20 protein-coding genes are annotated in these 20,323 nt (G+C 69.7%); 8 read left to right on the plus strand and 12 right to left on the minus strand.

The annotated features are described in order from the left end of the window. The first annotated feature begins 126 nt into the window (after window positions 1-126). A complete protein-coding gene (locus AB6V31_RS15510) occupies window positions 127-891 on the plus strand; it encodes an SDR family oxidoreductase (RefSeq protein ID WP_369366734.1) in 765 nt (254 codons plus the stop codon). A gap of 2 nt (window positions 892-893) precedes the next feature. Then, window positions 894-2,864: a prolyl oligopeptidase family serine peptidase gene (locus tag AB6V31_RS15515; RefSeq protein ID WP_369366736.1), complete on the plus strand. Its 1,971-nt coding sequence runs from the start codon at window positions 894-896 to the stop codon at window positions 2,862-2,864. 49 nt (window positions 2,865-2,913) lie between these two features. Here AB6V31_RS15515 and AB6V31_RS15520 read toward each other — a convergent pair whose 3' ends face one another. Both AB6V31_RS15520 and AB6V31_RS15525 read right to left on the minus strand, forming a co-directional pair. Continuing rightward, window positions 2,914-3,462 (minus strand): HdeD family acid-resistance protein, encoded by a 549-nt coding sequence (locus AB6V31_RS15520; protein ID WP_056231899.1) that lies wholly within the window; start codon window positions 3,460-3,462, stop codon window positions 2,914-2,916. Between the two features lie 73 nt (window positions 3,463-3,535). Then, entirely contained in the window at window positions 3,536-4,465 is a 930-nt protein-coding gene (locus AB6V31_RS15525) for an AEC family transporter (RefSeq protein WP_369366738.1), read from the minus strand. A gap of 97 nt (window positions 4,466-4,562) precedes the next feature. Between AB6V31_RS15525 and AB6V31_RS15530 the strand changes: the two genes are divergently transcribed. Further along, window positions 4,563-5,255 (plus strand): class I SAM-dependent methyltransferase, encoded by a 693-nt coding sequence (locus AB6V31_RS15530; protein ID WP_074694904.1) that lies wholly within the window; start codon window positions 4,563-4,565, stop codon window positions 5,253-5,255. 20 nt (window positions 5,256-5,275) lie between these two features. On the opposite strand, the gene AB6V31_RS15535 is transcribed toward AB6V31_RS15530, so the two are convergent. Beyond that, window positions 5,276-5,797 (minus strand): DUF2127 domain-containing protein, encoded by a 522-nt coding sequence (locus tag AB6V31_RS15535; RefSeq protein WP_369366740.1) that lies wholly within the window; start codon window positions 5,795-5,797, stop codon window positions 5,276-5,278. A gap of 125 nt (window positions 5,798-5,922) precedes the next feature. Between AB6V31_RS15535 and AB6V31_RS15540 the strand changes: the two genes are divergently transcribed. Further along, window positions 5,923-6,705: a dienelactone hydrolase family protein gene (locus AB6V31_RS15540; protein WP_074694906.1), complete on the plus strand. Its 783-nt coding sequence runs from the start codon at window positions 5,923-5,925 to the stop codon at window positions 6,703-6,705. Window positions 6,706-6,768: 63 nt separating this feature from the next. Here AB6V31_RS15540 and AB6V31_RS15545 read toward each other — a convergent pair whose 3' ends face one another. After that, window positions 6,769-7,416 carry an FMN-dependent NADH-azoreductase gene (locus AB6V31_RS15545; protein ID WP_369366741.1) on the minus strand — a complete coding sequence of 216 codons (648 nt, stop codon included), beginning with the start codon at window positions 7,414-7,416 and terminating at the stop codon, window positions 6,769-6,771. 72 nt (window positions 7,417-7,488) lie between these two features. On the opposite strand from AB6V31_RS15545, the gene AB6V31_RS15550 reads away from it, so the two are divergent. Beyond that, the gene (locus tag AB6V31_RS15550) at window positions 7,489-7,818 is read left to right on the plus strand and encodes a helix-turn-helix domain-containing protein (protein ID WP_056231884.1); all 330 of its coding nucleotides are present in this window, start codon (window positions 7,489-7,491) and stop codon (window positions 7,816-7,818) included. 22 nt (window positions 7,819-7,840) lie between these two features. Here the strand turns inward: AB6V31_RS15550 and AB6V31_RS15555 are convergent, their stop codons facing one another. Beyond that, the gene (locus AB6V31_RS15555) at window positions 7,841-8,455 is read right to left on the minus strand and encodes a sigma-70 family RNA polymerase sigma factor (RefSeq protein WP_369366743.1); all 615 of its coding nucleotides are present in this window, start codon (window positions 8,453-8,455) and stop codon (window positions 7,841-7,843) included. Between the two features lie 229 nt (window positions 8,456-8,684). Here AB6V31_RS15555 and AB6V31_RS15560 point away from each other — a divergent pair, with 229 nt between their 5' ends. Together AB6V31_RS15560 and AB6V31_RS15565 are read left to right on the plus strand one after the other, a co-directional pair. Further along, window positions 8,685-9,155, plus strand: coding sequence for a DUF2231 domain-containing protein (locus AB6V31_RS15560; RefSeq protein WP_369366744.1), 471 nt, complete (start codon window positions 8,685-8,687; stop codon window positions 9,153-9,155). 149 nt (window positions 9,156-9,304) lie between these two features. Continuing rightward, a complete protein-coding gene (locus AB6V31_RS15565) occupies window positions 9,305-9,850 on the plus strand; it encodes a hypothetical protein (RefSeq protein WP_268103940.1) in 546 nt (181 codons plus the stop codon). Here AB6V31_RS15565 and AB6V31_RS15570 read toward each other — a convergent pair. Both AB6V31_RS15570 and AB6V31_RS15575 read right to left on the minus strand, forming a co-directional pair. Next, a complete protein-coding gene (locus AB6V31_RS15570; RefSeq protein WP_369366746.1) occupies window positions 9,847-10,404 on the minus strand; it encodes a DUF6578 domain-containing protein in 558 nt (185 codons plus the stop codon). The two genes, AB6V31_RS15565 and AB6V31_RS15570, sit on opposite strands and share 4 nt — an antisense overlap. A gap of 32 nt (window positions 10,405-10,436) precedes the next feature. Then, complete coding sequence (locus AB6V31_RS15575; protein ID WP_056231870.1) at window positions 10,437-11,246, minus strand: SDR family oxidoreductase; 810 nt, start codon at window positions 11,244-11,246, stop codon at window positions 10,437-10,439. 74 nt (window positions 11,247-11,320) lie between these two features. Here AB6V31_RS15575 and AB6V31_RS15580 point away from each other — a divergent pair, with 74 nt between their 5' ends. Beyond that, window positions 11,321-12,385 carry a hypothetical protein gene (locus tag AB6V31_RS15580; RefSeq protein WP_268103942.1) on the plus strand — a complete coding sequence of 355 codons (1,065 nt, stop codon included), beginning with the start codon at window positions 11,321-11,323 and terminating at the stop codon, window positions 12,383-12,385. 126 nt (window positions 12,386-12,511) lie between these two features. Here the strand turns inward: AB6V31_RS15580 and AB6V31_RS15585 are convergent, their stop codons facing one another. From AB6V31_RS15585 to polA, 5 genes are all read right to left on the minus strand, one after another. Further along, window positions 12,512-13,276: an SGNH/GDSL hydrolase family protein gene (locus AB6V31_RS15585; RefSeq protein WP_268103943.1), complete on the minus strand. Its 765-nt coding sequence runs from the start codon at window positions 13,274-13,276 to the stop codon at window positions 12,512-12,514. 30 nt (window positions 13,277-13,306) lie between these two features. After that, window positions 13,307-14,641 (minus strand): MFS transporter, encoded by a 1,335-nt coding sequence (locus AB6V31_RS15590; protein ID WP_369366749.1) that lies wholly within the window; start codon window positions 14,639-14,641, stop codon window positions 13,307-13,309. Beyond that, window positions 14,638-15,708, minus strand: coding sequence for an LLM class flavin-dependent oxidoreductase (locus tag AB6V31_RS15595; RefSeq protein ID WP_369366752.1), 1,071 nt, complete (start codon window positions 15,706-15,708; stop codon window positions 14,638-14,640). The genes AB6V31_RS15590 and AB6V31_RS15595 overlap by 4 nt, the downstream gene beginning before the upstream one ends. A gap of 98 nt (window positions 15,709-15,806) precedes the next feature. Beyond that, window positions 15,807-17,483 carry a DUF885 domain-containing protein gene (locus AB6V31_RS15600; protein ID WP_369366754.1) on the minus strand — a complete coding sequence of 559 codons (1,677 nt, stop codon included), beginning with the start codon at window positions 17,481-17,483 and terminating at the stop codon, window positions 15,807-15,809. Window positions 17,484-17,642: 159 nt separating this feature from the next. After that, window positions 17,643-20,279 (minus strand): DNA polymerase I, encoded by a 2,637-nt coding sequence (polA, locus tag AB6V31_RS15605; protein ID WP_369366755.1) that lies wholly within the window; start codon window positions 20,277-20,279, stop codon window positions 17,643-17,645. Window positions 20,280-20,323 lie beyond the last annotated feature (44 nt).

Genomic DNA, 20,323 nt, shown 5'->3' on the forward strand with positions numbered 1-20,323 from the left:
CGAACGTAGCACTGGGCATCGACACCGGGGCCGGTTCTCATCCTCCGCACAGGCGCCGTCGCCCCGGGGCGTCGGCATCCCGCTCGATAGGCTGGGGGCTGATTCCGAATCGTCAGGAGAACTCCCGTGTCCCAGACCCTCCCGTCCGGCTCGCTGAGCGGCAAGACCGCCCTCGTCACCGGCTCGTCGCGCGGCATCGGCGCCGACACCGTCCGCTACTTCGCCGAGGCCGGCGCGAACGTCGTCATCAACTTCCGCAACAAGGCGCCCCGCGCCGAGAAGCTCGCCACGCAGCTGCGCGAGCTCGGCGTCGAGGCCCTCGTCGTCGGCGCCGACCTCACCGACCCCGAATCGGTCAAGGCGATGTTCGACGAGGTCGAGCGCACCTTCGGCGGTCTGGACATCCTCGTGCTCAACGCCTCGGGCGGCATGGAGTCGGGCATGGCCGAGGACTACGCGCTGCTGCTCAACCGCGACGCGCAGGTCAACGTGCTCGAGACGGCTCTGCCGCTGCTCACGGACGACGCGCGCGTCGTCTTCGTGACCAGCCACCAGGCGCACTTCATCCGCACTACCCCGACCATGCCCGAGTACGAGCCGGTCGCCCTGTCGAAGCGCGCCGGCGAAGACGCCCTGCGCGAGAAGATCCCGGCTCTCGAAGAGCGCGGCATCGGCTTCACCGTCGTCTCGGGCGACATGATCGAGGGCACCATCACGGCGACCCTGCTCGAGCGCGCGAACCCCGGCGCCATCTCGGCGCGCCGCGAAGACGCCGGCAAGCTCTACAACGTCTCGGAGTTCGCCGCCGAGGTGGCCCGCGCCGCGGTCGACCCGGTGCCCGCCGACAACACCCGCCTCGTCGGAGACACGGGTTCGTTCGGAGGCGAGTGAGCATGCGGCCGACCGACATCGAGACACTGATCGGGGTCGGTCGGCCCGCGATCGCCGCTTCGGGGGCGTTCGCCGTCTTCGCGACCTCTCGCCCCGACCTCGCCGCCGACCGCGCGGTCGGGCAGCTCTGGCGGGTCGAGTTGCCCGTCGGCTCGCCCCGGCGCCTCACGCGGGGGGTCGCCGATCGGGCGCCCCACCTGTCTCCCGACGACGCGACGATCGCGTTCCTCCGCGCCGACGACAAGGGACGCACGCAGGTCTTCGTCGTGGCCTCGTCCGGGGGCGAGCCCGTGCAGGTCACCGACCAGCCCGGGGGAGTGACCGCCCTGGCGTTCTCGCCCGACGGCGGCCGCCTCGCCTTCACGGCTCGCGTGCCCCAACCCGGCCGCTACGGCACGGTCGAGGGACGGGATGCCGCGGCCGAGCCGCCGCGCCGGATCACCGGCATCCGCTGGCACGCCAACGGGCTCGGCTACCTCGATCGTCCGGCGCAGCTGTTCGTCGTCGACGTCCCTTCGACCGACGCCGAGCCGTTCTACGCGCCGGCGCCGTCCCTCGAGACGCCCGAGAAGCGCGTCGTGGCTGAGCCCGCGACGCAACTCACCCACGGGGAGACGAGCTGGAGCGGCGTCGTCTGGACCGCCGACGGTTCGGAGGTGCTCAGCGTCCCCGACGTGATCGAGACCGCGCGCCGCGACCTGCGCGACCGGGTCGTCGCGGTCGCGGTCGACAGCGGCGAGCAGCGCGAGATGCTGAGCTCGTCGGAGAACCTCTCGGTGGCGACGGTCGACGTCGCGCCCGATGGCGCGGTCTTCGTGCTCGCGAACGACGTGGGCGATGAGGGGATCGACTTCGTCGCGCCCGGCGTCGCGCTCTTCATCCTCGAGGCCGACGGACCGCGTCCGCTCACCGACCCCGAGACGGTCGACCTCGGCGAGGTCGGCAGTCACCTCTCGTTCGACGGCGACGACGTGCTCGTGCAGGACCGCACGCGCGGTCGCCTGCGGCTCTTGCGTGTGACGCGCGACGGGCGGGTGGAGCAGGTGCTCGGCGGCGACCTCGAGGTGAACGGCCATGCCGTCGCGCGGGGCCGGGTCGTGGCATCCGTCGCCTCTCCCGAGTCCTCCGGAGAGCTCGTCGTGAGCGAGGGGTCCGAGGTGCGGGCGCTCACCGCGTTCGGCCAGGCCGCTCGCGCGGCGGGGATCGTGGTCCCGGTCGAGCACGAGATCGTCGGTCGAGAGGGTTATCCCGTGCACGGCTGGGTGGCCGTGCCCGAGGGCGAGGGACCGTTCCCGGTCATCCTGCAGATCCACGGCGGCCCCTACGCGTCGTACGGCGTGCACCTGTTCGACGAGACGCAGGTGCTCGTCGACGCCGGATACGCGGTCGTCTACAGCAACCCGCGGGGGAGTGCCGGTTACGGCCGCTCACACGGTCGCTCGATCCGCCGCCGCATGGGCACCCTCGACTTCTTCGACGTCCTGGACTTCTTCGACGGCGTCGTCGGTGCCGACCCGCGGCTCGACGCGGACCGCGTGGGTGTCATGGGCGGCTCGTACGGCGGGTACATGACCGCCTGGGTCATCGCGCACGAGCACCGCTTCGCCGCAGCGATCGTCGAGCGCGGATTCCTCGACCCCGCCGCCTTCCCGGGCTCGAGCGACATCGGCTCGTTCTTCGGCGAGGAGTACGTCGGCACCGACTCGGCGCTCGTGGCCGCGCAGAGCCCCATGGCCGTCGTCGACCAGGTCGCCACGCCCACGCTCGTGCTGCACTCCGAACTCGACTACCGCTGCCCGCTCGATCAGGCGACGCGGTACTACGCGGCGCTCAAGCGCAACGGCGTCGAGGCCGAGATGCTCGTCTTCCCGGGCGAGGATCACGAGCTCACGCGCGCCGGGCGCCCGCAGCACCGGGTGCAGCGTTTCGACGCCGTCCTCGAGTGGTGGAATCGCCACCTGCCGGTGGGGTGAGACACGAAGGGCCCGGATGCCATGGCATCCGGGCCCTGTTCGTTCGAGATCAGACGGCTTTGCCGAACTGGATCGCCCGCACGATCTGGAACACGCCCAGGATCACGAGCGAGATGCCGATGAGCAGGAACAGGGTCACCGCGCCGAGCAACGGCGAGAACAGCAGCACGATGCCGGCGAGGATGCTGACGATCGCGAAGAAGATCGTCCAGGCCCGCGCCTTCGACTGATGACCGGCCGTCGTGAGCGAGACGACGCCCTCGATGATCCAGAGGATGCCGACCAGGGTGCCGATGAACACCCCGAACCACGCGGTCGTGGCCGACAGGTTGGCGAACGAGAAGATGCCCGCGACGATGAACAGCACGCCGAGCACGAGGTAGCCGATGCGCGCCCATCCCGAGCGCCAGAACAGGCCGATGGCGATGTTCACAAGACCGGCGATGATCACGTAGATCGAGATGATGCCGACGGCGACCTCGGCGGTGCGTCCCGGCCAGATGAGGATGAGCAGACCGATGACGAGGGAGAGGGCTCCGCTGACGCCGAGCGCGGTGCGCACGGCTCCGACGGCGGGGTTGGTCGTGGAGGTCGGCATGGCGAGCCTTTCTGAGTGAACGCTGGGAACGACTCTCACCCTAGACCCGAAGGTTCACCGCGCGCGAGGACCCTCACGCGGGGGAGTGCTCCAGCAACAGCGCCACCGTGAACAGCACCGGCAGGCACCCGAGCGTCGAGATGAAGACCACGTCACGCGACAGGATCTCGCCCACTCCGTACCGCTGCGCGAAGTTGAAGACGTTCTGTGCCGTCGGGAGCGCCGCGAGCACCACGACGACGAACACCTGCTCGGCGGGCAGCGCGAAGAGCGTCGCCACGAGCCACGCCAGCGCGGGCATCGCCACGAGCTTCAGGGCCGAGGCGATCACCACGTCGACGCGGCGACCCGGCTCGGTCAGCACGCGCTGGCCGTACAGCGACATCCCGTACGACATCAGCAGCACGGGAACGCACGCCCCGGCAATCAAATGCAGGGGGTCGAAGACGATCGGCGGCAGATCGATGTCGAGGAGCGCCACCAGCACGCCCAGGGCGGAACCGATGAGCATCGGGTTCTTCGCCGTCTGCAACAGGATGCGCCCCACATTGCGGGAGCCCGAGGTGGCGGCATCCAGGATCGAGAGGGCGATCGGCATGAGGACCAGCAGCTGGAACAGGATCACCGGAGCCGAGTACGCCGCGTTCCCGAGCATGTAGAGCGAGATCGGGATGCCGATGTTATTGCTGTTCACCTGGCCCGCCGACAGCGCGCCGATCACCGTCTCACCCACGCGGCGCCGCAGGACCAGCGCCGAAATCAGGGTGTAGACACCGATCACGACCGCCGCCGTGATCATCGACACGGGCAGCAGCGCCGAGAACAGCGTGGCGACGTCGGCCTTCGCGAGCACCGTGAACAGCAGGAACGGCGACAGCACGAAGAACGTCAGGCGGCTCAGCACGGGGCGCGCGTGCGGCCCGAGCAGATCGATGCGGGCGATGATGTAGCCCACCACGACCGCGAGACCGACGACCGCGAAGCCGGTGAAGACGCCGCTCACGCGCCGGACCGGGGGAGAGGGGCGCACGGAGAAGTCATCGGTTCGAGCGTAGCGGGACGCTTGGCTCGCTCCGTGACGCCGTGATGGGATGAGCCGCATGTACTCCGGATTCGCGCGCTTCTACGACGTCCTGCAGGGCGGGACCCCCGAGCCGTTCGCCGCCTGGATCGAGAGACGCGCCGCCGAGCTCGGGCGCGAGGTGGAGTCGATCCTCGAGCTCGGGTGCGGCACCGGGGCCGTGCTCGACCTCCTGCCCGCCGCGTGGGCCAAGGTCGGCATCGACGTGTCACCCGACATGCTCGAGATCGCCCGAATCAAGGGGGTGGATGCCGACCTGATCGAGGCGGACATCCGCGACATCGCCCTGGATCGTCGGTTCGATGTCGTCGCGTGCGTCTACGACACCGTCAACCATGTGCCCGTCTCGGACTGGCCGCGGGTGTTCGCCGTGGCATCCGGTCATCTCGAAACCGACGGGATGTTCCTCTTCGACATGAACACGCTCGGGCGCCTCCGCGGCGGCGCGGGGCGGTCCGAGACGACGGTCGCCGGGGGATCGACGGTCACGATTTCGATCAGCGACGAGCGCGACGACCGCTACGACTGGCACGTGCGCATCGAGGGCGACCACGATCCGATCGACGAGACGATCGCCGAGTACGGTGCTTCGTTGACCGACGTCCGCCGCATGCTGACGGAGGCGGGATTCACCCGGGTCGAGGTGAGCGGCGGCCGCGATCGTCCCGTCGACGACGAGGCACCGCGACTGTTCTTTGCGTGCCGCCGCTGACGCGGGCTTCGGGGAAGCGGTCAGTGCTGCGGCTGCGGCCGGCGCAGGATCCAGTCCAGCGTCGAATGCCAGGTCTGGCGCAGGGGGCGACCGCGCCGCCACTCGCGCCAGGTGAGCAGCAGGATGATCAGGTCGAAGACCGTGAGCAGCACGAGGCCGATGCTCGGTGAGACGAACAGTTCGTACACCTGGTAGATGAGGAAGGCGCCGATCGCGGCGATCGCCCACGGGTACACCCGTCGGGTGCCGAGCATTAGGGCGATGACGATCGCGAGCTTCACGACGCCGTGCAGCAGGAGGTACACGGCGAGGAAGACGACCGTGCCCGACCCGAGCTGCGTGATGCTGTGCAGCAGCGCGTTCGCGAGGAAGTCGTTCGGCTCCCGCGCCAGCTCGTGAGCGGTGAGCCGCTGGGCGATATGCAGGAGCTGGCCGGGGGTCGTGACGAGCAGCACGATCGCACCGACGAGTTCGACCAGGCCGTCGAGGCCCTTCAGGGCGACGCCGATGAGGAACACGAGATCCATCACCCGTTCGCGCACCTGGCGCTCCTCTCCGGCCGACGTCGACGGCGGTCGTCGTCAGGGCCGAGTGTAGGCCGTGAGGCATCGGCACCTCGTCCACAAGACCCGGCTGGTCCTTATGCGCGAGGTCTACCGTCGCGGAAATGAACACCTATGCCCCGAACCTCACCGAGATCCTCGATCGCGAACCCCTCCCGGCATCCGGAATCGAATCGGGCGACGTCGACTACACCGCCGACGGCGTCGCCTACCGCGGATACCTGGCGCACCCGGCAGGGGAGGGGCGCCACCCGGGGATCATGGTCGTGCACGACTGGCTCGGCGTGACCGACTACGTGCGCATGCGCTGCGACATGCTCGCCCGCCTCGGCTACACGGCCTTCGCGGCGGACGTCTACGGCGCCGACGTGCGACCGGCGCCCGAGGACGCGGCCGGTGTCGCCGGCGGCTTCTACCAGGATCGCCCGCTGTGGAGGAAGCGCCTGACCGAGGCCTTCGCCTACCTGCGCGAGCAGCCGTCGGTCGACGCCGACCGCACCGCGGCGATCGGCTACTGCTTCGGCGGGTCGTCGGTGCTTGAACTCGCCCGCACGGGCGCCGACGTCGACGCGGTCGTCAGCTTTCACGGCGGACTGCTCACCGGGCCCGAGGGCGAGGCGGAGCAGATGACCGCGAAGCTGCTCGTGTTGCACGGCGCCGCCGATCCCGTCGCACCCGATGACGCGATGCTCGCCTTCGAGAACGACCTGCGCACGGCGCCGTCGGTCGACTGGCAGCTGGTGTCGTACGCGAACGCGATGCACGCCTTCACGCTTCCGGATGCCGATGCCCCCGAGCAGGGCGCGCAATTCCAGGCGACCGCCGAGCGGCGCAGCTGGGCCGCGATGAAGGCGTTCCTCGCGGAAGTGTTCGAAGCGCGGGCGTGACAGGATTCGCCCGCCACGGGTTCGCATTGCGGTCCGTGGCGGGCGAATCGGGTGTTGCGGGCGTCAGGCGTCTCGCGACGCGGCGAGGGTGCGTCCGGCGGTGACGGCGGCCTGCTCGGCATCCGTCTTCAGTCCTGCCGCCACGTCGGCGAAGGCGTCGAGCGCGGGATTCACACCGACGAGCGTGAAGGGGCGGTGCACGACAGTGAGGTCGAGTCCCCACACGTCCGCGAAGACGCGGCGCAGCCAGCCTGTCGAGTGGTCCCAGCCCTCCTTGGGGCTCCCGGGCTCGTAGTTGCCGCCGAGGACCGTGACGAGGGTGGCGGGCTTACCGCGCAGCGCCGTGCCCTGCGGATCGATGCGCGGATCGGTGTAGGCGAGGTCGAACCAGGTCTTCACGTGCTGCGAGACGCCGTAGTTGTACAGCGGGACGGTGAAGAGCAGAGCGTCGGCGTCGATCAGCTCGTCGGCGAGGCGCGTGCGCAGAGCGACGGCCTCGCGCTGGCCGTCGGTGTACTGGTCGGCGGGGGTGAAGCCCGAGGTCACGGCGTCGCGCCAGGCGGTGGCGGGCATCGGGTCGGCGGCGACGTCACGGCGGACGACCGTCGACGACGGGTGCGCGGCGAGCCACTCGGCCTCGACGAGGTCGCCGAGTTCGCGGCTCGTAGAGGTGGCGGGCAGGATGCTGGCATCCAGGCGGAACAGGGTCATGCGCTTCTCCGATCAGAGTGACTATGAAAAACAAAGTGGCTTCGGGAAAGCTAGCACACGTAGGATGGGGTCATGACCGAAGAACATGACGTGCGACGGTGCGACGCCGCTGTCTCGCACGCGTTCTCGGTCCTCGGCAAGCGGTGGAACGGCATGATCCTCGACGTGCTCGGCCAGGGGGAGTTGTCGTTCTCAGGCCTACGGCGAGCGGTCGGCGGCATCAGCGACGCCGTGCTGTCGGACCGCCTCACCGAACTCGCCGACACCGGCCTGGTCGACCGCCGCGTCGACGCCGGGCCGCCGGTCGCCGTCACGTACGCGCTGACGGACGCCGGATGCCGACTGGTTCCGATCCTGGGTCAGCTCGGCGAGTGGGCCGAAGGTAACCTGACGCGGCGCTGACGAGGAAGGCCGACCGGCGGCGTCACGCCACCGCGCCCACGCCCAGGCCGGCGTGTCCCTGAAGGGTGCGACGCAGCTCTCTCATTGCGGTTCGCGTGCGGGATTTGATCGTCCCGAGGGGCTGGCCCAGGCGGGCCGCGATCTGCGACTGCGTGAGGCCGGCGGTGTAGGCGAGCTCCACGCAGAGTCGTTGGTCGGGGGAGAGCTGCGACAGAGCGGCGTGAAGGTGCGCGCGTTCGAGGTAGTGGTCGACGGCATCCGAGGCCGCGTTAGCGTCCTCGACCAGAGATCTCGATCCCACGTGCCGGTCCCGATCGTGAGACGCCTGCGTCGCCCTGACGCAGTCGACGGCTCGGCGATACGCGATCGTGCTGATCCACGCCTGCAGGCTGCCCTTCGAGGCGACGAACTTCGACGCGTTCTGCCAGACGTAGACGTACACCTCCTGGAGCACCTCTTCGGCCAGAGCGCGATTCACGACCACCCTCAGCACCACCCCGAACACCCGGGCGGAGGTGAGGTCGTACAGCTGAGCGAACGCTGTGCGATCGCCCTTCGCGACGGCGGCCGCCAGAGCGCTCAGGGTGTCGACGGCGTGATCGTCGACATTATCGGTGTGCGGAGCGCGAGCGGCCATGGGGTGATGCTGACAGATGATCCGGGCGGTGAGAGAGCACTTGCTTGCACCGTTGGAATATGCATCTGAATAAAGTTTGGTTCGCCTGAGGTGGAGCCGCCTCCGAGAGTCGCTCGCCATCGTCTGGAAGCGCCGATAATGCACATTATGTCAGTTCTAGTTCCGGCGTCACTCCCCGCCCTCTTCATCCCACCAACGCGGACGGCGGGTCGTTGACCGGCGTCCGCTGGTGTCTCTTCTGGTTCATGCTGTCGTCGTTCTCATCCCGCTCGCGGATCTCATGGTGATCGTGCGCAGCGTGTGGCCCGCCGCTCGCCGAAAGCTCGGTGTGCTCACTCCGCTGGTGGCGGCGGTGGCGCTCGTTTTCGTTCCCCTCGCGAAAGAGGCGGGCGGAACCCTTGAGCGGCAGGTTCCCGAATCCACGGCGCTGGAGGTCCACACGGAACTCGGCGGTCAGCTCCTCCCCTGGGCCATCGGCTCGTTCGTGGTGGCCGCGGGGCAATGGGTGTGGTTCCGGATGCGGGCCCGGAAGCCCTCCGGGGACACGCGTTCGACGGCCGCCCGCGTGTCGACGATCGCCATCGCCGTGGTGGCCATCGGCGTGTCGGTCGGCACCACCGTGTCGGCCGTCCAGGTCGGAGACAGCGGTGCGCGCGCCGTCTGGTCGGGGCAGTCGGGAACGTCGTCCACCGAGAAGTGACGACGTCGCTGGTTCGCGCTGCCGAAACCACTTGGCATCCGCTCCCCCGCCTGTGCGGAGAAGCGCTCGGCTCTCCGCACCGAGACGACGCGGTGGGCACACGATTCTGATGGATGATCGTCACGTCGGCTCGAACGAAAAGGGGCACGATGCGTCCATCACGCGTCCACATCCTGGGTGGCAGCGGCAGCGGAACGACGACGCTGGGCCACGCGTTGGCCGCGCACTGGGCGGTGCCGCATGCCGACGCCGACGACTATTTCTGGATGCCGACCACTCCCCCGTTCACGCGGAAGAGAGGCGACGCGGAACGTGTGGCGCTGATGCGCGAGATCTTCGTCGGCCGCCCCGCGTGGGTGCTCTCGGGCTCGATGCTCGGGTGGGGAGAGTCGGTCGTCGCGGAGTGCGACGCGATCGTCTTCGTCGCGCTCGACCCTGCGGAGAGGCTCCGCCGCCTCGAAGCCCGCGAGGTCGTCCGACGCGGGGGCCTGCCGCATGACGACGACGCCTGGCACGAGTTCAAGACCTGGGCCGAGGGGTACGACGACCCGGCCTTCGACGGCCGCAGTCGCGCCGAACACGACCGGTGGTTGGCGACGATCGGCAAGCCCGTCCTGCGTCTCGACAGTCGGTCGACGGTGAAGGAGCTGATGGATGCCGTGTGCTCGTGGGAGCCCTCGGTGAAGCCGTCCTAGAGGTTCGTCTCTTCGACGTCGACGAGCCACCCTCTGCGGATCCGCAGACGACGTTCGGAGGGCTCGGGTCCGTTGAGATCGTCTTCCGTGACCCGATCGTCCGATTCCGGCCGCTCCCCCGGGACGCTGTCGCTGGGCACGAGCTCGACCGCCTCCGGCACGGGCGCGGACACCCGCATCCACCGCGAGGGGCGGTTGCCGATGAAGAACCCGTTCCCGAGGTCCCGGCCCGAAAGCGGCCAGAGTTCCCCTTCGGCGGGTATCTCGGCATCGGGAGGGGCACCGTGTCCGGGTCGACGGAGGGCGAAGCGCTCGATCGTCTTCTGCACGACGATCTGTACGCGCGTGACCCGTCCGAGCACTCGATCGTCGGTGGAGCCCTGGGGATGCCGTGCCTCGAAGGCGTCCACCGTCGCGGCCAGCTCGACACCCAGCTGACGGATGAAACCGTCGAAGGGCGTCCGGTGTTCGATCACGAAGTCCACGTCGTCGCCGACGCTGAACGGATCACCGCAACACGCCCACTCCATCGCATCCAGCCACACGCGCGTCATGGATCCCACGGTAACCGGGGCGCGGGCGTGGTTCAGTCGCGCCGCACCCAGCCGGAGGTCATGCCCAGCACTCGCGATCCGTCGAGGTCCGCCAGAGACAGGCCGGCGAACTGGGTCGCCGCATCGGAGGTCTGCCAGCGGAAGCGCGGCGCGGACGTCGTCGAGGCCTCGACGACCGTCTTCGCGGCATCCTCCGCAGATTGCGCGGACGCGAACGAGGTCGCCGCGCGGTCGAGGTACGCCTGCTGCTGCTCGGCGTAGGGCCCGGGGGCGGCGCGGTGGACGGAGTCGACGAACGACGACGCGACGGCGGCGGGCTCGACGATCGACACGTCGATGCCGAAGGGGGCGACGACCGGGGCGAGCGACTGCATGAGCCCCTCGACGGCGAACTTGGCGGCGCAGTACGCGTCCGAGAACGGTTGGCCCACCGCTCCCCCGACGCTGGTGACCGTGACGATGCGTCCGCTCCCCCGCTCGCGCATGCCGGGCAGGACGAGACGGGTCAGGCGCGCGACCGAGAGGTAGTTGGTCTCCAACTGCTCCTGCAGGTCCTCGTCGCTCATCTGCTCGAGGGTGCCCACAGCGCCACGTCCGGCGTTGTTCACGAGGATGTCGATCGGACCAGCCGCCTCGATCAGGGCACGGGATGCCGCGGCATCCGTCACGTCCAAGGCCCGGATGTCGAGCTCGACACCCGCCTCGGATGCCGCCGAGCGCAGGGCGTCGGCGCGCGCGGTGTCGCGGACCGTGGCGATGACCGTCACCCCCTGCTGCGCGAGTTGGATGGCGGTGTGCAGGCCGATGCCGCTGGTGGTTCCGGTGACGAGTGCGAGAGTCATGTGCTCAGTCTGCTCCTCGAACCCATGGGCGCGGTGTGCGGGGGGCGTCCAGGGATCGCTGCCAGAGTGGCGATGTGACAGTGGACGTGGGGGCCCCGGTCGCCGAGCGGGGTGTGAGCGCGGGGCGCCGCCGGACAGCGGTCGTGGCGAGCCTGGCGTACCTGGTGTTCGCGGGGGTGATCCTCGTGGTCATGCCCATCTCGGTGGACAGTGCGGGCGGGCGCGAGGTGGTCGTCGGGCCGTGGACGGGCGGCGTGCTGGTCGCTGCGTGCCTCATGGCATCCACAGTGACGCTGAGCGTGATCGTCTTCGCCGTCCCCGCGCGCAGGTGGTGGTGGGTGCTGCTCGGTCCGCTCCGGGCGATCGTCGCGGCGGCGGCAGTGGTGGCCGCTTTCGGCTTCACCCTCACGGACGAGTCGGTGACCCCCATCGTGGCGAACGGATGCGAAACCGGTTACGTCGTGACCGAGCGCAGCTTCCTCTTCCTCGCCGCGGGCGAGGTGCGCCGCGTGGAGGGGGTGATCGGCACCTCCGTCGGCAGCACGTCCGTCGACGACGGGCACAAGCCGTTCCAGGAGCAGTCCTACATCGCCGTGACCAGCGGCGACACGCTCCGAATCTGGAACACGTTCGACAACGCGTGGGAGCGCCTCAGCACCTCGACCGAACCGGCCTTCGTCCTCCCACGGCTGGTCGATGAGACCGGGTGCGGCCTTGCCGGCGGAGTGGTAGCCGCTCGCCCTTCCGCATCCCCTTCCCCGGTCGCCACGGTCGACGAGGGCCCCGCGCCGGCTCCGGTGTCCGACTCCCGCGATGAGATTGCGCGCATGGCGCAGCTGACCATCGAAGCGGCAGGGACGCCGATGTCGGATGCCGAGGGAGTACCGGTGACCGCGCCGGCGGCATCCGACCTGCCGTGTGACGGAACGACCAGCCACGATATGACCGTCCGCACCGATGACAACACCTCTTCGTACGCGGCGATCCTCGATGCGTGGAGCGCCGAGGGCTACTCGAGGGACCGCGCCATGCAGGAAGACCTGCGTTACAACGGCGTGGTACGTCTGTCGGCCCGCGATCGCTCGAGCCTTGACGGGCTGATGCACTTCTCGCTGACGGCGGACTGTCGCGCGCCCTGATCAGAACGAGCAGTCTCACAGAGCTGTGTCCGTCGGGGGGAATCCGAGACCAGAAGGGAACGCCGAGAGATCGGCCATGGTCCACGCTGCCGGGTACGTCCCCTACCCGCGTCGCTCCGACCGCCCTCAGCCTCCCGGCGTGAGTTCCACCCAGCCGCCGCCGAACTTCGCCTGACGGTTGTCGCCCGACGAGGTGCCGGTGAGCCGGCGACGCACCCACGGTGCCACGTGCTCGCGGTAGTAGGCGGTGCCCTTCAGCCGCTCGGTCTCGGGGATCTCGCGCAGATGCCACCACTCGGCGGGCGGTGTGAGCCCGACCGACTCGATCACCCGGGCGGCGACGCGGTGGTGGCCGCGCGCGTTCATGTGCAGCCGGTCGACGGACCAGAACTCCCCGCCCGCCAGCTCGCGGTCGAACCAGTTGTAGGCGGTGAGCACGGCGGGGCGCGCTTCGAGACGCTTCTCGACGGCGTGCGACAGGCGGTCGCCGCGCGCCTCGATGAGCTTGCCGAGCGGGAGCCCCGCCGACGGGTTCGCCCCCGAGAGCACGATCAGACGCACCCCCTCTTCGTCGCACCGGCGCACGACGTGGTCGAACAGGTCGACGATGCGGTCGATGCCCGTGCGCGGACGCAGCATGTCGTTGCCGCCGCCGTTGAACGACAAGTGCGTCGGCTTGAGCGCCAGCGCCGGCTCGAGTTGTTGAGCGACGATGGGCTCGATGAGCTTGCCGCGGATCGCGAGGTTCGCGTATTCGATGGGCTCCCCCGCGGCATCCGCCCATCCCTGTGCGGCGAGGTCGGCCCACCCTCGGACGGTGCCGTCGGGCAGCTCATCGCCGACGCCTTCGGTGAACGAGTCGCCGATCGCGACGTAGCGGACGGATGCCATGGCACGAGCCTACGCGGGCGCGCGGAGGGGCTAGGCCAGGGATCGCCCGCGCTGCTCGCGCAGGAACAGCGCCGCGACCACAGCCACGGCGAAGAACGCCGCGAACACCACGAACAGCAGCGGCGCTCCCCCGACGCCGAGCAGCGGAGGCACGGCGAGGGGCGCCAGGATCGAGGCGATGCGTCCGACGCCCGCGGCCCAGCCCGACCCCGTCGCGCGCAGCTCGGTCGGGTAGGTCTCGGGGGTCGCGGCGTACAGGGCGCCCCACGCGCCGAGATTGAAGAACGACAGGGCCATGCCGGCGGCGATGACCGCCACCTCTCCGGTCGCCGTGCCGAACAGCACCGCGGCGACGGCGGAACCGGCGAGGAAGGTCGCGAGGGTCGCGCGCCGGCCCCAGGCCTCGATGAGCCACGCGGCGACGGCGTACCCGGGCAGCTGCGCGAGCGTGATGATGAGCGTGAAGCCGAACGAGCGCACGAGGTCGTAGCCCTGCGCGACGAGGATGGTCGGAATCCAGATGAACGCCCCGTAGTACGAGAAGTTCACGCAGAACCACAGCACCCACAGGCTCGCCGTGCGCGCCCGCAGTGCCGGTGCCCACAGGGCCCGGACCCGGGTACGGTCGGCGGGAGCGGATGCCGAGCCCCCCTCCGTCGACGCTTCGAGCGCGATCCGACCGGCTGCGGCCTCGAGATCGCGCACGATGACGATCGCCTCGGCGTTGCGGCCGCGAGACGCCAGCCACCGCGGCGACTCGGGAAGACCCCACCGCACGATGAGCGCGTAGACGGCGGGAATGGCGCCGAGGGCGAAGGCCCATCGCCAGCCATCGGCGGACGACGGCACCACGAGGTAGCCGATGAGCGCCGCGGCCGTCCATCCGACGGCCCAGAACGCCTCGAGGAACACGATGAGTCGACCCCGCATGCGGGCGGGCGCGAACTCGCTGACGTAGGTCGATGCCACCGGCAACTCCGCCCCGAGCCCGAGACCCACGACGAAGCGCAGGACGAGCAGGGCTGCGAGACCACCCACCAGCGCGCTCGCCCCGGTGGCGACGCCGTACACCAGCAGCGTCAGCGCGAAGACGTGTCGGCGCCCGAACCGGTCTGCCAGCAGCCCTCCCACGCTCGCTCCGATCGCCATGCCGGCGAAGCCCGCCGACGCGATCCACGACGCCTCGGTCGGCGCCAGCTGCCACTGCACGCTGAGAGCGGCGATGACGAACGAGATGAGGCCGACGTCCATGGCATCCAGAGCCCACCCCAGGCCCGATCCGCCGAGGATCCGCCCGTGGCGGCGGGTGAACGGCAGAGCGTCGAGGCGTTCGGACACCCGGATGGTGTCGGTGGTCGTGGTCACCGGATGCCGGGAGCGTCGACCGGCGTGGAGGTTTCGGCGAGCATCTCCTCGACGAGGGGGCGCACGCGCGTTCCGTAGAGTTCGATGCTCGACATCAGGCGATCGTGCGAGATCGACCCGCTCGCGATCTTCATCTGGAAGCGGGAGTTGCCCAGCGCCCGTACGGTCGCAGCGATTTTCCGGGCGACCGTCTCGGGCGAGCCGACGTACATCGAGCCCTCGGGTCCGACATCGTGCTGGAACCGCATGCGGTTGTACTCGGGCCAGCCGCGCTCGCGTCCGATCGTGTTGTTCAGCTCGGCGACGCCCTCGAACGCCTCGTCCCAGGCCTGCTCGTCGGTCTCGGCGACGTGGCCGGGCGAGTGCACCGAGATGGGCATCTGCGGCTTGCCGAGTTCCTGCAGCGACCGACGGTAGAGGTCGGCGTACGGGCGGAACCGAGCGGCGGACCCGCCGATGATCGCGAGGACCAGACCGTAGCCGTAGCGGGCCGTGCGCACCACCGACTCGGGAGAACCGCCGACCCCGACCCACGCGGTCAGGCCCGTCTCGGTCTTGGGGTACACATCGGCATTTTGCAGCGCGGCGCGCGTGCGGCCCGACCAGGTGACGGGCTTCTCGGTGAGCAGGTGCGAGAACAGCTCGAGCTTCTCCTCGAACAGCTGCTCGTAGTCGGCGAGGTCGTAGCCGAACAGCGGGAACGACTCGATGAACGACCCGCGCCCGAGGATGACCTCGGCGCGGCCGTTCGAGACGGCATCCAGCGTCGCGAACCGCTCGTACACGCGCACCGGGTCGTCGCTCGACAGGACGGTCACCGCGGTTCCGAGGTGGATGTTCTTCGTACGGGCGGCCGCGGCGGCCAGCACGATCTCGGGGCTGGTGACGGCGAAGTCCTTGCGGTGGTGCTCCCCCACCCCGAAGAACGACAGGCCCACCTGGTCGGCGAGCACCGCCTGGTCGACGACGTTGCGGATGGTCTGCGCGTCCGACAGCAGCGACCCGTCGGGGCCGCGCGAGATGTCTCCGAAGGTGTCGAGTCCGAGCTCGAGGGGGCGGGCGTCCATGGGATCTCCTTGCATTCGGATGAATGAACTTTACGCGACGGCGGAGTATTCCCCCGCATCGCCGAGGGGCGCCGCCGAAGCGACGCCCCTCGGGGAGATCAGGCGGAGGCCAGAGCCGCGCGCAGCGTGTCGAGACCCACGCCGCCGATGTCGAGCGCCCGCGTGTGGAACTGCTTCATCGAGAAGTCGGCGCCGCGGCGCTGCTGCTCCTCGTCGCGCACCTGCTCCCAGATGCGCTGGCCCACCTTGTACGACGGGGCCTGTCCCGGCCAGCCGAGGTAGCGGTTGACCTCGAAGCGCACGAACTCCTCGCTCATGTTGACGTTCTTCAGCATGAACGCGAGCGCGTAGTCGTGGTCCCACGTGCCGGTGCCGTCGAGACGGGGCTTCTGCAGGTGCACGCCGATGTCGAGCACCACGCGAGCGGCGCGCATGCGCTGGCCGTCGAGCATACCCAGGCGGTCGGCCGGGTCGTCGAGGTAGCCGAGCTGCTCCATCAGGCGCTCGGCGTACAGTGCCCAGCCCTCGGCGTGCCCGCTCGTGCCGGCCAGCAGGCGGCGCCACGAGTTGAGCTCGGCGCGGTTGTGCACGGCCTGGGCGATCTGCAGGTGGTGGCCCGGAACGCCCTCGTGGTAGACCGTGGTCAGCTCGCGCCAGGTGTCGAAGGTGTCGACGCCCTCGGGCACCGACCACCACATGCGGCCGGGGCGCGAGAAGTCGTCGGTGGGGCCGGTGTAATAGATGCCGCCCTCGTTCGTCGGGGCGATCATGCATTCGAGGTGGCGGATCGGCTCGGCGATGTCGAAGTGCGTGCGGCCGAGCTCTTCGACGGCCTTGTCGCTCGTGCGCTGCATCCACTCCTGCAGGGCCTTGGTGCCGCGGAGCTTGCGCGACTCGTCCCTCTCGAGGAACGCCACGGCCTCTTCGACCGTGGAGCCCGGCAGGATCTCGTTCGCGATGGCCTCCTGCTCGGCGACCATGCGGGCGAGTTCTTCGACACCCCACTCGTACGTCTCGTCGAGGTCGACCTCGGCGCCGAGGAAGTGGCGCGACTGCAGGGCGTACACCTCGCGACCGACCGCGTCGACCTCGCCCGCCGCCGGTGCGAGCTCCTTCGACAGGAACGACGCGAGACCGTCGTAGGCGACCCGTGCCGCGTTGGAGTTCTCGGCGAGGTCCCGGGCGAGCGAGGCGGGGAGCTGCCCGTCCTCGGGGGCGGCGTCTCCGACGAACTCGGCGAAGAAGCCCGTGTCGGAGGTGTAGCGCGCGATCTGGGTCACGACCTCGCTCACCTGACGGCGCGCGGGCACCACCCCCTCGGCGATGCCCTGGCGCAACGTCGCGACGTACCCGTCGATGGCAGCCGGCAGGGCCTTCATGCGGTCGGAGATCGTGGACCAGTCGTCGACCGTCGCGGTGGGCATGAGGTCGAACGTCGAGCGGATGTCCTGCGCGGGAGACGCGATGACGTTCAGGTTGCGCAGGTTCGTCTTCGCCTCGTGCTGCTCGATCTTGAGGTCGAGCTCGCGCACCAGGTCCATCTTGGTGACGGTGTCGATCGCGTCGGTCGCTTCGGCCGCCTCGAGTGCGGACTTCGTCGAGCGCGCCTCCGACACGAGGGCGTCCGCGCCCTCGGGTCTGTAGTCGCCGAAGCGTCCGTTGTGCTCGAAACGGCCGATGTAGGTCGCGAGCGTCGGGTCCTTCTCCGCCAGGGTGTCGACCCACGCGTCCGCGATCGTGTCGATCGGCGTGGGGGTGCGTTGTGCGTCAGTCATCCTCCGAGCCTAGGGAAGGCGCGGCGCCCGCGCACGCCCCTCCAACGGGTGGTTCGGGATGCCGTGCCCCGGCGCGACTGTGAGCAACCATGACCCGCGGCATCGGCGGTTCCGGATGCCGCGCCCCGGGCTTCGTGTCGGGGCGCGGCGACGCGGGTGCTAGTGCCCGGCCTCGTCCCAGTCGCCGCCACGGCCGATCTGCACGTCGAGCGGAACCGAAAGGTCGGCGGCGTCGGCCATGCGCGCGCGCACGATCTTCTCGACGTCATCCCACTCCCCTGCCGCGACCTCGACGACGAGCTCATCGTGGATCTGCAGCAGCACGCGCGAGCGCAGCTCGGCGTCGGCGAGATCGCGCTGGATGTGGAACAGCGCGACCTTCATGATGTCGGCGGCGCTACCCTGAATCGGCGCGTTGAGGGCGGCGCGCTCGGCGTTCTCGCGCAGCACGCGGTTCATGCTCGTGAGGTCGGGGAACGGCCGGCGCCGACCGAAGATCGTCTCGGTGTAGCCGTCCTGGCGGGCCTGCTCGACCGAGCCGCGCAGGTAGTCACGCACCGCGCCGAAGCGGGCGAAGTACTCGAGCATGAGCTTCTTGGCCTCGGACTGCTCAATGCGCAACTGCTTCGACAGGCCGAACGCCGACAGGCCGTAGACCAGGCCGTACGACATCGCCTTGACCTTTGTGCGCATGGCCGGGGTGACCTCGGCGGGCTCGACGCCGAAGACGCGTGCGCCGACGAAGCGGTGCAGGTCTTCACCCGAGTTGAAGGCCTCGATGAGCCCGGGGTCGCCCGACAGGTGCGCCATGATGCGCATCTCGATCTGCGAGTAGTCGGCGGTCAGGAGCGTCTCGTAGCCCTCGCCCACCACGAACGCCGCGCGGATGCGACGGCTCTCTTCGGTGCGGATGGGGATGTTCTGCAGGTTCGGGTCGGTGCTCGACAGACGCCCCGTCTGGCTGCCGGTCTGCACGTAGGTGGTGTGGATGCGACCGTCGGCACCCGTGGCCGTGTCGAGCGCGTCGATGATCTGCTTCAGCTTCGTGGCCTCGCGGTGGCGCAGCAGCAGGTCGAGGAACGGGTGATCGGCACTCTCTTGCAGGTCGGCGAGGGCCGCGGCATCCGTCGTGTACCCGCTCTTGGTCTTGCGGGTCTTCGGCAGCTGCAGCTCGTCGAACAGGACCTCCTGCAGCTGCTTGGGCGAACCGAGATTCACCTCGTGTCCGATCGCCGCGTAGGCGTCGCGGGCGAGGGCGTCGGCGCGGGCCCCGAGCTCGGCCGAGAAGCTCGCGAGCTTCTCGTGCGACACCGCGACACCCGCGAGCTCCATGTCGGCCAGGGCGGTGAGGGTCGGCAGCTCGATGTCGTCGAGCACGCTCGCGACCGACTCGGGCATATCGGCGCGCTGCGCCTCGGCGACGCGGCGCGTGAACCACGACAGCTGGCTCGGGGTCGCGCCCTCGGTCTCGGGAACCAACTGGGTCGGATCGGCGACCGGCAGCTTCTCGTCGAGCATGCGCTCCACGAGATCGCCGAGCGTCTTGTCGGGGAAGCTCGGGCGCACGAGCCACCCGGCGAGGATCACGTCGAACGCCACGCCGCCGACGGCCACATCCTCGCGAGCGAGCGCCTTGATCTGCGGCTTCGCGTCGGCGAAGACCTTGGGAGCGTCGGATGCCAGCCACTCGGCCAGCGCGTCGCGCACCGCCGACGACCACTCGGCCTCGACCGCGGCGTCGCCCGAGGCGAGTCCGATCGCGGTGGGCGCGCCGCCGGCCAGTGTGACGGTGACCCCGACCTCGCCGGTTGCTGCGGCCGTCCATGCGGCGAGGGCCGTGCCGTCGAGCCGCGAGGGCGTCGGAGCGGTCGCGGTGGGGCGCTGCTCTTCGACGATGCCCGCGTCGCCGCCGAGGGCGTCGAAAACGCGCGGCAGCAGGGTGCGGAACTCCAGGCGCGCGAAGATGTCGCGAACCGCTTGCGCATCGAGCGGGTGCATCTTGAGGTCGCCGGGGCCGACGGGCAGTTCGACGTCGCGCAGCAGGCGGTTGAGCGCGCGGTTGCGGCGCACGCCGTCGATGTGCTCGCGGAGGTTGCCGCCCACCACGCCGGTGATCTTGTCGGCGTTGTCGAGCAGCGCATCGAGGGAGCCCCACTGGGTGAGCCACTTGACCGCGGTCTTCTCTCCCACCTTCGGCACGCCGGGCAGGTTGTCGCTGGTCTCGCCCACGAGAGCGGCGATCTCGGGATACTGCGCGGGCGGCAGGCCGTACTTCTCGATCACGGCTGCGGTGTCGTAGCGCTTGAGCTGCGAGACGCCCTGGACGTTCGGGTAGAGCAGCGTGACGTCGTCGGTGACGAGCTGGATGGTGTCGCGATCTCCCGAGCAGACGAGCACCTCGAAGCCCTGCTGCTCGCCCTGCGTCGCGAGCGTGGCGAGGATGTCGTCGGCCTCGAAGTCCTCTTTCGCCAGCACCGGTACGCCCATCGCGCGCAGGCAGTCCTGCAGCAGCGGAATCTGCCCCTTGAACTCGGCGGGCGACTCGCTGCGGTTGGCCTTGTACTCGGCGTACTCGCGGGTCCGGAACGACTGCCGCGAGGTGTCGAACGCCACGGCGAGATGCGTGGGTTTCTCGGCCTTCACGAGGTTCACGAACATCGACAGGAACCCGTAGATGCCGTTGGTGTGCTGGCCGTCCTTGGTCGAGAAGTTGTCGACCGGCAGGGCGTAGAACGCCCGATACGCCAGCGAATGGCCGTCGACGACGAGGAGAGTAGGCTTTTCGGCATCCGTCACCCCTCCAGCGTAACGAGAACCACGGACACTCCCCCGGCCCCGGC

It is taken from the genome of Microbacterium sp. 16-032 (genome assembly GCF_041079455.1).
GTDB classification, from domain to species: domain Bacteria; phylum Actinomycetota; class Actinomycetes; order Actinomycetales; family Microbacteriaceae; genus Microbacterium; species Microbacterium testaceum_A.